11 protein-coding genes are annotated in these 14,413 nt (G+C 64.5%); 9 read left to right on the top strand and 2 right to left on the bottom strand.

All coding sequences use genetic code 11. From position 1 onward, the window contains the following. Window positions 1–17: 17 nt before the first annotated feature. Window positions 18–4,478, bottom strand: a complete 4,461-nt coding sequence (locus CT676_RS01460) for an IPT/TIG domain-containing protein (RefSeq protein WP_244623033.1) — start codon at window positions 4,476–4,478, stop codon at window positions 18–20. A 584-nt stretch (window positions 4,479–5,062) separates the two neighbouring features. On the opposite strand from CT676_RS01460, the gene CT676_RS01455 reads away from it, so the two are divergent. From CT676_RS01455 to CT676_RS01440, 4 genes are all read left to right on the top strand, one after another. Continuing rightward, window positions 5,063–5,608, top strand: coding sequence for a tail fiber protein (locus CT676_RS01455; RefSeq protein ID WP_063983286.1), 546 nt, complete (start codon window positions 5,063–5,065; stop codon window positions 5,606–5,608). A 132-nt stretch (window positions 5,609–5,740) separates the two neighbouring features. Next, a complete protein-coding gene (locus CT676_RS01450; protein ID WP_085401506.1) occupies window positions 5,741–6,268 on the top strand; it encodes a tail fiber protein in 528 nt (175 codons plus the stop codon). Between the two features lie 40 nt (window positions 6,269–6,308). Next, window positions 6,309–6,857: a tail fiber protein gene (locus CT676_RS01445; RefSeq protein ID WP_085401505.1), complete on the top strand. Its 549-nt coding sequence runs from the start codon at window positions 6,309–6,311 to the stop codon at window positions 6,855–6,857. A gap of 10 nt (window positions 6,858–6,867) precedes the next feature. Beyond that, a complete protein-coding gene (locus CT676_RS01440; protein ID WP_244623032.1) occupies window positions 6,868–7,395 on the top strand; it encodes a GNAT family N-acetyltransferase in 528 nt (175 codons plus the stop codon). On the opposite strand, the gene CT676_RS01435 is transcribed toward CT676_RS01440, so the two are convergent. Next, entirely contained in the window at window positions 7,392–8,348 is a 957-nt protein-coding gene (locus CT676_RS01435; protein WP_085401504.1) for an alpha/beta hydrolase, read from the bottom strand. The two genes, CT676_RS01440 and CT676_RS01435, sit on opposite strands and share 4 nt — an antisense overlap. A gap of 152 nt (window positions 8,349–8,500) precedes the next feature. Here CT676_RS01435 and CT676_RS01430 point away from each other — a divergent pair, with 152 nt between their 5' ends. From CT676_RS01430 to CT676_RS01410, 5 genes are all read left to right on the top strand, one after another. Further along, window positions 8,501–9,763, top strand: a complete 1,263-nt coding sequence (locus tag CT676_RS01430) for a D-alanyl-D-alanine carboxypeptidase family protein (protein WP_085401503.1) — start codon at window positions 8,501–8,503, stop codon at window positions 9,761–9,763. A gap of 2 nt (window positions 9,764–9,765) precedes the next feature. Next, window positions 9,766–10,452 (top strand): dTMP kinase, encoded by a 687-nt coding sequence (gene tmk, locus CT676_RS01425; protein WP_085401502.1) that lies wholly within the window; start codon window positions 9,766–9,768, stop codon window positions 10,450–10,452. After that, window positions 10,449–11,495: a DNA polymerase III subunit delta' gene (locus CT676_RS01420; protein ID WP_135213643.1), complete on the top strand. Its 1,047-nt coding sequence runs from the start codon at window positions 10,449–10,451 to the stop codon at window positions 11,493–11,495. Before tmk ends, CT676_RS01420 begins: the two co-directional genes overlap by 4 nt. Before the next feature lie 109 nt (window positions 11,496–11,604). Beyond that, entirely contained in the window at window positions 11,605–13,611 is a 2,007-nt protein-coding gene (metG, locus tag CT676_RS01415) for a methionine--tRNA ligase (RefSeq protein ID WP_135213642.1), read from the top strand. Between the two features lie 12 nt (window positions 13,612–13,623). After that, a complete protein-coding gene (locus CT676_RS01410; protein WP_085401499.1) occupies window positions 13,624–14,400 on the top strand; it encodes a TatD family hydrolase in 777 nt (258 codons plus the stop codon). Window positions 14,401–14,413: the final 13 nt, after the last annotated feature.

Here is a 14,413-nt window from a genome sequence, read left to right as displayed (position 1 = left end):
GGCGTAGCGCCCAGGGATCAGAATGGGATGCGCGCGCGTCCCGTGAACGTCCAGATCTGCGTGTTGCTGCCGATGCCGCCGAGTTCGGCGCCGAAGCCGACCGTGGTGCCGCCCGCCAGCCTTGCGCCGATGCCGCCCGTGATGCGGGCTGACCAGCCCTGGAGCAATGGTGTCGAAGCGAGCGGGATGCCGCCCGCAGCAACGATCGCGGCCGCATCGTCCTGCGTGAAGTAATAGTCGGCAAAGACGCCGGCATAGGGCGCCAGCAGCACGCTATCGAGCCACGGTATGGGGTAGGAGACCCTGTTGCCGGCAGACGCGCGGCCGCTCGAGAAGGTGCGGGCCGCCTGCTGGGTGCCGAGCGAGTCGACATAGGCGTTTTCCCGCTCCCAGATCGCGTAGACCTTGGCCGACGGTTCGATATTGAAATTGGCCCAGCTGTAGCTGCCGGTGAAGCCGGTCGCGAATATCCAGCGATTGCCGTTGAAGTTGCCTTGGGCCGTGCCGGCGGTGCCGTCATAGCCGATGCCGGAATAGGTCACGGCCACGTCGTAACGCAGCGTCGGGATGATCTTCCAGCCGAGATAGGCACCGACGGTCCAGCCGTCGCCCTTCAGCTTTCCGTTGATGTCGGTCTGGGTGTAGCTGAAGTTCTCATAGCCGCCGGTCACACCGACCAGCAAATTGGGTCTCGCCCGGTAGGTCAGTCCGGACAGCAGGTTGATCTGCTGGCCGAAGAGCGTGGCCTGGGTTGCACCCTGACCGATGTTGCCGGACGAGCCCCACTGATCGATGCCGCTGCCGCGCGCGTCGATCCAGAACAGCCAGTCCTTCTGCTCCCTGAAGCGCGCAGCCGGTGCCTTGGTCGGAGCCGCCCGATCGATCGCGGCGAAGGCGTCATCGATCCGCGAGGAGCCGCGCCCGCGGCCGCCGGTCCGGCCGGGGCCGCCGTCGCCCGAATAGGCGTTCAAACTTTGAGAACCGGGCTGCTGACCGGATTTGGGCTTGTCGTCCTCATCGCCGTCGGGCGCGGCGGCGAAATTGACGCGCAGTCCGCCCGCGCCTGGCGTGATGTATTGCCCGCCGTCGCTGAACCCTTCGGAAATCGCGGTGTCAATCGAACCGGAGATCGCCTGTCCCGAACTCTGCGCCACGATCTTGGTGACGTTGAGCTGGAGGGCGCGCAGCTTGGCGCTGTCGGCGGGAATGTCGACCGACTGGTTCAGAGCCGGCGAGGTCGAGGCGTTGAAGGCCACACTGACGTTGTAGGTTGCCGTGATGCTGTGATTGCCGACGGCGAGTGTGGTCGTGGCAAAGGTGGCGACACCGGCCGACAGGGTAGACGTGCCGATCGGCGTGCCGCCGTCGTTGAAAGTGACCGTTCCCGTCGGCGTTCCGCCCAAGCTGCTCACCTTGGCCGTGAAAGTTACAGACTCGCCGTAGCTGCTCGGATTCTTCGACGACGTGAGCTCCGTGGTGGTCGTCGCGGACAGATAGGTGAACCTGTCTGCCGCCGAGGTCGGCGACGTCCCTCCGGCCGTCGTCACGGTGACATCGACCGTGCCGGCGCCGGGCGGCGAGGTTGCGGTGATCGACGTTGCCGAATTGACCGTGAAGCTGGTCGCGTTGTTGGCGCCGAACTTCACTGCGATGGCGCCGGTGAATCCGGTCCCCGTGACCGCCACGGAGGTGCTGCCGATCGCGGATCCGGAGCTCGGTGAGATCGAGCCGACCGTTGGTGCCGGCGTGTAGCTGAATTGGTCCGATGCCGATGTGGCGGACGTTCCGCCTGGCGTCGTCACGGTGACATCGACCGTACCGGCGCCGGCCGGCGAGACCGCGGTGATCGAGGTTGCCGAATTGACAGTGAAGCTGGTCGCATTGGTTGCGCCGAACTTCACCGCGGTGGCTCCGGACAACGCGGTGCCCGTGATGGTGACCGACGTTCCGCCGGCGAGCAGGCCCGCATTCGGCGCAACCGACGTCACCGCCGGCGTCGCGGCGTAGCTGAACTGATCCGCCGCGGACATTGCCGACGTTCCGCCTACCGTCGTTACCCTGATGTCCACGGTGCCGGCCCCGGCAGGCGATGTCGCGGTGATCTGGGTTGCCGAATTGACGGTGAAGCCGGCCGCCGCCGTGGCGCCGAACGTCACCACCGTTGCACCTGACAGATTGGCGCCGGTGATCGTGACAATGGTGCCGCCGCCTAGGGGGCCGCCTGTCGGCGAAATCGACGTGATCGAGGGAGGGCCGGCATAGGTGAACTGATCAGCCGCCGAGATCGCGGACGTCCCGCCCGGCGTCGTGACCCTGACGTCAACAGTACCGGCGGCCCCCGCCGGAGAGGTCGCGGTGATCGAGGTCGCTGAATTGAACGTGAAGCCGGCCGCGGCCGTCCCGCCGAATGACACGGCCGTGACGCCGGTGAAATTGGTGCCCGTGATCGTCACCACCGTGCCGCCGGCCGCCGGCCCCGACGTCGGCGAAAGCGACGTGACGGCTGGCGTGGCGACATAGGTGAACTGGTCGGCGGCGGAGGTGGCCGAGGTGCCGCCGGCTGTCGTCACCCTGATGTCGATCGTGCTGGTTCCTGCCGGCGACGTCGCGGTGATCTGGGTCGCCGAATTGACCGTGACGCCAGTCGCAGCCGTTGCTCCGAACACTACGGTCGTCGCGCCTGTGAAGTTGGTGCCGGTGATGGTTACGGTGGTGCCGCCAACGCCCGGACCCGAGGTCGGCGAAATCGAAGTGACCGTCGGTGCCGGAACATAAGTGAATTGATCGGCTGCTGACGTTGCCGATGTTCCGCCCACGGTCGTCACCGTGATGTCGACCGTACCAGTGCCTGCGGGCGATGTCGCGGTGATCTGGGTCGCCGAATTGACCGCGAAACCGGTTGCCGCCGTTGCGCCGAACGTGACCGCAGTTGCTCCGGAGAAGTTCGTACCGGTGATGACCACGGTCGTGCCGCCGGTCTGCGGACCCGATGTCGGCGAGATCGACGTCACGGTCGGCGGCGCGGCATAGGTGAACTGATCCGCAGCCGAGGTCGCTGATGTCCCGCCCGGTGTTGTGACCCTGACGTCAACAGCACCGGCGGCACCCGCCGGCGAGGTCGCCGTGATCGATGTCGCTGAATTGAATGTGAAGCCGGCCGCCGCGGTCCCGCCGAACGTCACGGCCGTGACTCCGGTGAAGTTGGTGCCGGTGATCGTCACCGACGTCCCGCCGGCCGCCGGACCTGCGGTCGGGGAGATCGAGGTGACGGTGGGAGCGGCAATATAAGTGAACTGGTCCGCTGCAGATGTTGCGGACGTGCCGCCGGCTGTCGTCACCCTGATGTCGATCGTGCTGGTTCCTGCCGGCGACGTCGCGGTGATCTGGGTCGCCGAATTAACCGTGACGCCAGTCGCAGCCGCTGCTCCGAACACCACGGCCGTCGCGCCTGTGAAGTTGGTGCCGGTGATGGTTACGGTGGTGCCGCCAGAGCCCGGACCCGAGGTCGGCGAAATCGAGGTGACGGTGGGCGCGCCCACATAGGTGAACTGGTCGGAGGCCGTGGTCGCGGACGTTCCGCCTACTGTCGTGACGGTGACGTCGACGGTGCCGGTTCCGGCAGGCGCAGTGGCCGTGATCTGGGTATTGGAATTGACCGTGTAGCTCGCGGCATTGTTGGCGCCGAACTTCACGCCGGCAGCGCCTGTGGTCGTGCTGAAATTCGTGCCGGTGATGATCACCGATGTGCCGCCACCGGTTGGACCTGATGTCGGCGATATCGAGGTTACAGTCGGCGCGGCGACATAGGTGAACTGGTCCGCCGCCGACGTCGGCGATGTCGAGCCGTTGGTGACGGTGACATCGACGGTCCCGGCGGACCCCGCCGGCGCCGTCGCCGTGATCTGCGTATTGGAATTGACGGTGTAACCCGTCGCGTTGGTGGCGCCGAACTTGACGCCGGCCGCGCCGGTCGTCCCGGTGAAGTTGGTACCCGTGATCACCACCGAAGTGCCGCCGGCGAGCGGCCCGGTCGTCGGTGAAACCGACGTCACCGTGGGGCTGGGTAGATTGATCGTGAACGTATAAGGGGTGTTTGCGATCGAGCTGCCGGAGCAGCCCACGTTGAAATCGCTGCAGCCCGGCGTGTAATACAGGGTGATCGAGTCCTGTCCGCCACCTGTCTTGCTGTTCAGCGTGATATCGATCTCGGCCTGGCCGGCCTTCGCGGATTGACCGTTTTGGTTCGGGTTCGTTGGATGAAATGTGTAAGTTGCCTTTGACGTGGTCGGATTATAATCGGCCGCTGTGAGCAGTGGGCTGCCCGAATGGCCGCTCGAATTTGCGATCGGTGCATTGTAAAAGGCGTCTGTGCCCGCGACGGAATAGACGCCGTATACAACCGAGTCGTCGGCCGCGGCTGCGCCGACGGTCAGACACAGGCGATAGATCTGACCGACCGACGTGAAGTTGATGGTCACGCCCGACGTCGAATCCGTCGTTTGATCGCAAGCCGCGTTCGCCGCTGCCATCGCGCCGAGCATCACGACGGCCGCGATGCAGATGCGTTGAGCCGCCCGCCAGAGAGAGCGCAATATCCGCGAAGGCGTAGCTTCACCATCACGTGTCGGGATCGCCAATTTCCCGATTATCGCTGGAATGGCCACCGCAATTGCGTGACTCACCGGCCCCCCTTAGCGGCAGCTCTCGATAGAGCATCCGCCTAAAATCCCTGATTGTGAAATTATTCGCCTATATCGTTGCGTGCATTTGACGGGACGCGGTGCGCAACGCAAGCGAGCGAGCCAGCCAAACTGCTCAAACCAAGTCGCAAGCACTACTTTCCGGCGAACCGTTGCATAGCGGCAACAAAAGCGTGCTTTGATAGTAATCGACGGAAACGCTTGGCGTGTCAATTTATGGTTGCGCTTGCGCTTGACTGTCGACGCTGGCTGTTCAACAATCTTGGCGAGTGGGCCGCAATAAATTCATTCTTTAATTTAAGTGCCGCCGTCGTGGTCTGCATCATCACGCGACGGGTCGTTAGTTTTTTGGGGGAGGGGTCATGCCGTTACAGCCGGTTCTCGGACAGATCATGCCTTTTGCGGGCGCAGTGATTCCCAGAGGTTGGGCGCTGTGTAACGGTGCGCTGCTGGCCATCCAGCAAAATTCCGCGCTGTTCTCGTTGCTCGGCACCTATTATGGCGGCAACGGAGTGACGACGTTTGCACTCCCGGATCTGCGCGGTCGCGCGATCCTCGGCTCGAGTGGCGCCGGCCAATATCCCGTGGGCATGACCGGCGGATCGTATATGGCCAGCCTCAATGTGCAGCAGCTCCCGGCCCACAATCATCTCATTCAAGTGTCTGCAGCGGTCGGAGGAGGCGGACGCGGGAGCGTCCCTCCCACAGGCAACGTCTTCGCGACAAACTCACTGCCGGCGACCAACCCGACGAAGATTTTTGCCGCAGCCGGGAGCGGCGACACGCCATTGGCCACCGCCACCAATCTGGTGAACGAAGGCGGCAACCAGCAGCATAACAACATGCAGCCCTATCTCACGATCAGCTATCTGATCGCGACGCAGGGGATTTTTCCGTCGCGAAGCTGAGCGGCTGCACGGCCGCATTTTCGCAAACGTAATCCGCCCACTTCAATTTTCCCATATTCGCGCATTCGCCGATCGGAATTCGCGCATTCGCCGATCGGATCGGAACGGGCGCACACCAAAGGATCATATGCGATGGCAGATCCGTTTATCGGCGAGATCAGGTTGTTTGGCTTTCCGCGGGTGCCGGACGGCTGGTTCGCCTGCAATGGACAGTCGGTCTCGATTGCCCAGTTTGAGACGCTTTACGCCGTGATCGGCACCACCTATGGCGGCGATGGCGTCAACACGTTCAACCTTCCCGATCTGCGCGGCCGTGTGCCGATCGGACAGGGACAGGGGACAGGCCTTCCGAACTATACGCTGGGCCAGCCCGGGGGTGAGGAGAACCACACCCTGATCGAAGCCGAAATGCCGACCCACAGTCATGCGCTGATGTCCTCGACCGCGACAGCAACGGATGTAACGCCCGGGCCGACCCTCCATCTTGCCACGGCGTCAGCAGGTGAACTCTACGCACCGATTGCGAACGCCGGGACGTACTCCACGATGGCCCCCTGCGTCGCCACTTCGGGCAACAGCATCGGGCACAACAACATGATGCCGAGCGTCGTTGCCAATTACTGCATTTGCTACGCGGGCGTCTTCCCTTCGTCCGGTTAGGCTGCGCACGCATCCGTATTCAGTCTCAAGGAAAGACAACATGTCAGATCCGTTCGTCGGAGAAATCCAGGCTTTTACGTTTCCTTTTGCAGTCGGCGGCTTCAACAGCGCCTGGCTACCGTGCGGCGGCCAGCTCCTGCCAATTCAGGGCTACAGTGCGTTATTTGCACTCATCGGTACCTATTACGGCGGCAATGGCACGACCAATTTCGCCTTGCCGAACCTGAACGGTTCGGTCGCGATCGGCCAGGGGCAAGGTCCGGGATTGCAAAATTATGTCGTCGGCGAGACCGTCGGCAGTTCGACGGTGACGCTGATCGGCGACAACATGGCGAGGCACACGCACGCCCTGCAACTCGGCGACAAGAGCGCGACAGGCGCTACGGCAGGTCCCGGCGCGGCGGGGACCACGGTTGCGATCGACCCGAACTTCACCGGCTTCACGGCGCCACCCGGCAGTCTCACCTTGGTGCCAAGCGCCGTCACACTCACCGGGCAGAACCTGCCGCACGACAACATGCAGCCGACCCAGGCGATCGTGTGGTGTATCGCCTACGCGGGAATCTTTCCGGCTTTTGGCAGCTCCTGAACGATCTTGAGTGCGCGACGGCATGATTGACGGCGCGCCGCTCGACATCGTTCCGGACGATCCGGCTCTTCGGCTTCGGCCCGCAAGTCCGATCGACGAGCCGTTCATCCGGCATCTCTTCGAGGAGGTGCGGACGGGGCAATTCACCGCGACCGGATTGTCCGGGCCGATCGTCGGCCAGATCATCGCGCAACAGTTCCGCGGCCAGGCGGCCGGCTATGCCGCGCAGTTTCCGGGTGCGATCTCGCTGATCGTCACACAGGACGGGACCGCGATCGGCCGGCTGCTGCTTCATTGCGAAAGCGAGCACTGGCACATCATCGATATCGCGCTGCTGCCGGCCGATTGCGGTCGCGGCGCCGGTACGAAGATCCTCGACGCGCTCGAAGCGAGCGCACGGCAGCAGGGTCTCGGCGCGCTGACCCTCTCGGTGCTCGCGGACAATTCGGCCGCGCTCAGGTTTTACCTGCGGCGAGGATTTGCCGAGACCGGGCAGGCGGGCGCCGCCCATATCGCGATGAAAAAGGATCTCGCCTAACGCACAGTCACCTCGCGCAGGAACTTCAGCAGCGCAGCATTGACCTCGTCGGACCGTTCCTGCTGGACCCAATGGCCGGCGCCTTCGATGATCAGCTTCCGCGTCAGATTGGGCAGGACGCGCTCGAGCTCGTTGACGCGCTTGGCGCCGATCAGGCCGGTGATGACGGCGTCTTTGGAGCCGGCAATGAAGAGCGACGGCTGATGGATCTGCGCGTCCTGCCAGGGCGCCGTCAGCTCCCAATTGCGGTCGAGGTTACGGTACCAGTTCAGCCCGCCGCGGAAGCCGGACTTGCGGAAGCTTTCGGTGAAATAGGCGAGGTCAGCCTCGCTGAGCCAGTTGGGCAGCGGCTCCTCGGCGAGCGCGTGACCGAGAAAGCCCTTGCCCTCCTGGACGAACATCGCGGCACTGGGATCGGCAAGGCCGCGCCCGCCGAGCACGATGCGCATGGTGCGGGCGATGTCACGCTCGAACTCGGCCTCGGCGACGCCGGGCGTCTGGAAATACTGCCAGTAGAAATTGGTGACGCCGCCCTGGCGCAGCAGATCGAGCGGCTTGCCGCGGCCGCGGAATGGCGGCGGCACGCTCAGGCCCGCCACCGCCGTGAAGATGTCGGGCCGGAACAGCGCCGCATGCCAGGCGACCGGCGCGCCCCAGTCGTGGCCGACCACCATCGCTTTGGTCTCGCCGAGCGCGTGCACGAGGCCAACGATGTCGCCGACCGTGTCGAAGATCGAGTAGGCGGCGACGTCCGCCGGTGCCGCGCTCTGGCCGTAGCCGCGCATGTCAGGGGCGACGACGCGAAACCCGGCGTCCGCCAGCGCCGGGATCTGGTGGCGCCAGGAGTAGGATAGCTCGGGCCAGCCGTGGCACAGCACCACCAGCGGACCTTGGCCGGCTTCGCGGATGAACAGGTCGATCCCGTTGGCCTTGATGACGCGGGTGGACAACATCGCTTTTCCGCCTTGTTTCAGGGGTTTGGTCGGGAAATATGAGGTGCCACGATAGGGGCGCGCCGAGAATCGTGCAATCTCGGGTTCGGCGGCCAGCCCCGTGTTGTTCGCACCGGTTCCTGCTGTTAGAACGCCGCTCTCAGGGCTTCGCCATGGCATTTCGTCTTTTTCCGCTCCGTCGCACCCGGTTCTCCGCCGGTGCGCTGGCGCGCGGGCTGATCGCTGCGGTTCTGGTGGCGGGCATCGGCTGGGGCGGGGCGCTCTACGCCGCCAACCAGAGCATCCAGGGCGCCAAGAAAACCGAGGATTCCGGCTTCGATGGCGACGCCCCAACCGCGATTCTGATCGAGGCTTCCAGCGGCAGCGTGCTGTTCGAGAAGAACGCCGACGAGCTGCGTGCGCCCTCCAGCATGATGAAGCTGATGACGGCCGAAGTCGTCTTCAATGCCATCAAGAAGGGCGACATCAAGCCGACCGACGAGTACCGGATCAGCGAGAACGCCTGGCGCAAGGGCGGGGCGCCCTCGGGCGGCTCGACCATGTTCGCCGCCATCAACAGCAAGGTTTCGGTCGACGATCTCCTGCATGGCGCGATCATCCAGAGCGGCAATGACGCCTGCATCGCGCTGGCCGAGGGCATTGCCGGCAACGAGAAGATCTTTGCCGCCGACTTCATGACCAAGCGTGCCCGCGAGCTCGGCATGACGAAGTCGACTTTCGGCAATTCCAACGGCCTGCCCGATCCCGGCAACAAGATGACGGTGCGCGAGCTCGGCATCCTTGCCCGCCACATCATTCTCGACTTCCCCGAATTCTATAAACTGTTCGGCGAGAAGGAGTACACCTGGAACAAGATCCGCCAGCCCAACCGCAATCCTCTGCTCAATTCGATGGAAGGCGCCGACGGTCTGAAAACCGGCTACACCAAGGAAGGCGGCTACGGCATGGTCGGCTCGGCCGTGCAGAACGGAACGCGGCTGATCGTGGTCGTCAATGGCCTGGAAGATCCCGAGGATCGCGCCACCGAAGCCAAGAAGATGCTGGAATGGGGCTTTCGCAATTTCGAGACCCGCACCCTGATCGCGGCCGACCAGCAGGTTGGCTACGCAAAAGTGTTTGGCGGCGAGAGCCGCTCGGTCAAGCTTGTCGCCAAGACGCCCGTCAAGGTGATGGTGCACAAGAACGGCAGCGACAAGCTGATTGCGCGCGTCGTCTATAGCGGACCGGTGCGTGCGCCGATCGAAGCCGGCCAGAAGGTCGGCGTGGTCAAGGTCTGGCGCAGCGGCAACATCGCGGTGGAAACGCCCGTCTATGCCGCCGAAGCGATCGGCACCGGCTCGACCATGCGCCGCGCGATCGACGGTGCCAGCGAGCTCGTGATCGGCATGTTCCGCGCGGGCGCCGAGAAGCTCTGATCATGAGTGAGAGCGCAGCACAGCGGCCGTCCGGGCGCGGACGCTTCATCACCTTTGAAGGCGGCGAGGGCACCGGCAAGTCGACCCAGATCAAGAAGCTCGCCGACCGCCTCACTGCGGCCAGGATGCGGACCCTCGTCACGCGCGAGCCCGGCGGCTCGCCGGGTGCCGAGATCATGCGCCACCTGGTGCTGTCGGGGATGGGCAAGCTGCTCGGGCCCGAAGCCGAGACGCTGCTGTTCGCGGCTGCTCGCGATGACCATGTCCGCACCGTGATCCAGCCTGCGCTCAATCGGGGCGCCTGGGTGCTGTGCGACCGCTTCGCCGACTCGACGCGGGCCTATCAGGGCAGCCTCGGCCGCGTGCCGATGGGCCTGATCAACGCGATGCAGCGGGTCACGATCGGCGATCTCAAGCCGGACCTCACCCTCATCCTCGATTTGCCGGTCGAGATTGGATTGCAGCGCGCCGCCGTGCGTCGTGGTAGCGGCACACCTGACAGGTTCGAGGGCGAGCAGCTCAGCTTCCATCAGGGCCTGCGCGAGGCCTATCGCAAGATCGCCGAGGACGATCCCGGCCGTTGCGTCCTGATCGATGCCAATTCCGATCCCGACACGGTTGCTGGACGAGTCTGGACGGCGCTGCGCGACCGTCTTCTCCCAACCCCTGCATCGGTGGTTTCCCTATGAGCCCGCGCCAGGCCGAACGCGAAACCGCCATTCCGCATCCGCGCGAGACGAGCCTTCTTTTCGGCCATCGCGAGGCCGAGACGGCGCTACTCGCGGCCTATCGCAGCGGGCGCATCCCGCATGCCTGGCTGATCGGCGGGCCGCAGGGGATCGGCAAGGCGACGCTGGCTTATCGCATGGCGCGCTTCGTGCTTTCCAACGGCCAGCCGCTGGCGCCGTCCGTGCAGCGCGCCGAGACCCTCGCGGTCGATCCTGATAACGCCGTGGCGCGGCAGGTTGCGGCCAGCTCGCATGGCGGGCTGTTGACGCTGGAACGCACCGCCAACGATCGCGGCGTGATGCGCACCGTGATCACCGTGGACGAGACGCGGGAGACGATCGGTTTCTTCGGCTCGACTGCCGCGGCAGAAGGTTGGCGCGTCTGCATCGTCGACACCGTCGACGAGCTCAATCCGAATGCCGCCAACGCGCTGCTGAAAATCCTCGAGGAACCGCCGCAGCAATCGCTGTTTCTCCTGGTCAGCCACGCGCCGGCGCGCGTGCTCGCCACGATCCAGTCGCGCTGCCGCAAGCTGCGCCTGCGCCCGCTCGACACGGATGATGTGATCGGCGCCGCAGCTTCGACGGCTGACCTCGATCCGAACGATCCGGCGCTGCGCGAGGCCGCGGAGGCCTCCGAGGGCAGTGTCGCGCGGGCGCTGACGCTGCTCGGCGGCGATGCCCTGAAGCTGCAGCAGCGCACGGCGGCGCTGCTTGCGCGCCTGCCACAGGTGGATCCGCGCGAACTGCACACGCTCGGCGATTCGCTTGGCACCAGCGATCGAGTCGCGCTGGCGGCCTTCATCGACGGCATCGATCGCTGGATAGCGGAACGCCTGCACTCCGACGAGGCCAATGCCAACCAGAATCTGCCGCGCCTTGCGCGCCTAGCTGAGGTATGGGAAAAGATCGTCCGCGCCGCGCGCGACACCGAAACCTACAATCTGGAGCGAAAGCCCTTGGTTTTCTCGGTGTTCGGCTGGCTGGCGGACGCAACGCGCTAGAGCATGATCCGGAAAAGTGTGCAGCGGTTTTCCGACAGGATCATGCTCCAAATAATGACCTAACGCAGGTTCGTTTCCAAATTTCGAGAAGCCGGTAAAGGAATTCGTCGTGGCCACGCGAGCTAAGAAAACCGCTAGAGGCAAGAGCAGCAAGAAGAAGGCTGCCAACAAGGCCGTGAAGAAGGCCGTGAAGGCGCTCGCGCGCAAAGCTGCCAAGAAGGTCAAGAAGACCAAGAAGCCTGCCGTCAAGAAGGGCGTGAAGAAAAGCGCTGCGAAGACGACAAAGAAGGCCGGCAAGAAGGCCGCGAAGAAGCCGGTCGTCGCCAAGAAGGCGGTGAAAGCGGCCAAAAAGGCAGCCAAGTCTCCGGCGAAGAGCAAGGCTCCGGCGAAGAAGGTCGCCAAGAAAGCGAAAGTGACCGCGCCTGCCGTGACCGCCGCACCGGCTCCTGTCGCCACGCCGCCAAAGGTTGTGAAGCCCAAGGTGTCGAAGCCCAAGGTGTCGAAGCCTGAGGCGCCGCCCGCACTGAGGCCCGTCGCAGCTTCGCAAGCCGCAACTCCCGTTGCTGCGCCCGCGCGCGACAACGTCTTCTACATCTCGACCGCCATCGCCTATCCCAACGGCAGCCCGCATATCGGCCACGCCTATGAGGCGATCTCGGCCGACGTGCTGGCGCGCTTTGCGCGGCTCGACGGCAAGGACGTGTTCTTCCTGACCGGCACCGACGAGCACGGTCAGAAGATGGTCCAGACCGCGCAGAACGAGGGCCTGACCCCGTCCGCGCTCGCGACCCGCAATGCTGGCCGCTTCAAGGAGATGGACGAGCGTCTGAACGTGTCGTTCGACCGCTTTATCCGCACCACCGAAGAGCAGCACCATCGCTCCAGCCAGGAGATCTGGCGGCGCATGGAAGCGAACGGCGACATCTACGCCGACAGCTATGCCGGCTGGTACTCGGTGCGCGACGAGGCGTATTACGCCGAGGACGAGACGCGCCTGAACGACGACGGCGTGCGCCTCGGACCGCAAGGCACGCCAGTCGAATGGGTCGAGGAGAAGAGCTATTTCTTCCGCCTGTCGGCCTATCAGGACAAGCTTCTGAAGCTCTACGAAGATCATCCTGAATTCATTGGCCCGGACTCGCGCAAGAACGAGGTGGTGAGCTTCGTACGCGGCGGCTTGCGCGATCTCTCGATCTCGCGCACGACCTTCGATTGGGGCGTGAAAGTGCCCAGCGACGAAGAGCACGTGATGTATGTCTGGGTCGACGCGCTGACCAATTACATCACCGGCGTCGGATTCCCCGACGAGAGCGACAAGAACTGGCGCTACTGGCCGGCCGACGTGCACATCATCGGCAAGGACATCATCCGCTTCCACGCGGTCTACTGGCCCGCATTCCTGATGTCGGCCGGCATTTCGCTGCCGAAGAGGGTCTATGCCCATGGCTTCCTGTTCAACAGGGGCGAGAAGATGTCGAAGTCGGTCGGCAATGTCGTCGACCCCTTCAATCTTGCCGAGCAGTATGGCGTCGACCAGATGCGCTATTTCTTCCTGCGCGAGGTCTCGTATGGCCAGGACGGCAACTACAACCACGATGCCATCGTCGCGCGCATCAATGCCGATCTCGCCAACGACCTCGGCAACCTCGCGCAGCGCTCGCTTTCGATGATCGCCAAGCAGCTCGGCGGCGTGCTGCCGGAGCCGGGCGAGTTCAGCGACAACGACAAGGCGATTCTGGCGATGGCGGACGGCATGATCGTCGCATCGCGCGAAGCGATGGCGACGCAGCAGATCCATCACTGGCTCAACGCCGTGTGGGCCGTGGTCGCGGAGGCCAACCGCTATTTCGCGGGCGAGGCGCCGTGGGCGCTCGCCAAGACCGATCCTGTCAGGCAGAAGACGGTGCTCTATGTCACCGCCGAAGTCGTGCGCCAGATCGCGATCCTGGCCCAGCCGGCGATGCCGACCGCCTCGGGCCTGCTGCTCGACAGCCTCGGCATTCCCGCGGGCGAGCGGAACTTCGCGATGCTCGGGGGCGCCAAACGGATCGCGCCAGGCTCGACGCTGCCGGCGCCAACACCGGCGTTCCCGCGCTACATCGAGCCGGCGGCCTAGGGCGTTCGGGCGATGCTGGTCGACAGCCACTGCCATCTGGATTTTCCGGACTTTGCGGAAGACCTCGACGGGATCGTCTCGCGTGCACGTGCGGCCGGCATCGGCCGTATGGTCACGATCTCCACGCGGGTGCGAAAGCTCAATCAGCTTCTGGCCATCGCTGAGCGCTACGACGACGTCTACTGCTCGGTCGGCACCCATCCGCACAACGCGGACGAGGAAGACGGCATCTCGCCGGACGAGCTGATCGGGTTGACCGGGCATCCCAAGGTGGTCGCGCTCGGCGAGGCCGGGCTCGACTATTTCTACGACAACGGCGCGCCGGAGGCGCAGGCGAGGGGCTTTCGCGCCCATATCGCGGCGGCTCGTGCGACCGGCCTGCCGCTGGTGATCCACACCCGCGAGGCGGACGAGGATTGCGGCCGCATCCTGGAGGAGGAAGCGGCCAAGGGATCGTTTCGCGCCGTGCTGCATTGCTACACGGGCGGGCGCGAGCTGGCGCTGAAGGCGGTGTCGCTCGGGCTCTATATCGGCTTCACGGGCATCCTGACCTTCAAGAAATCGGAGACCCTGCGCGCGCTTGCGGCTGAACTGCCGTCTGACCGTATTCTGGTTGAAACAGACTCGCCCTATCTTGCGCCCGGCAAGTTCCGGGGCAAACGCAACGAGCCGGCCTATGTGGTCGAGGTCGCCAAGGTGCTCGCCGAAACGCGCGGCGTGTCGCTCGACGAGATCTCACGCCAGACCACCGAAAACTTCTTCCGCCTGTTCTCCAAGGTGAAATCTTAGGACTGGGAGCCGC

The sequence above is a fragment of the Bradyrhizobium sp. MOS001 genome (genome assembly GCF_004634465.1).
Classification (GTDB): Bacteria; Pseudomonadota; Alphaproteobacteria; order Rhizobiales; family Xanthobacteraceae; genus Bradyrhizobium; species Bradyrhizobium barranii.
The sequence above is the reverse complement of the archived record's forward strand: the minus strand, read 5'-3'. Positions and strand labels throughout refer to the sequence as shown.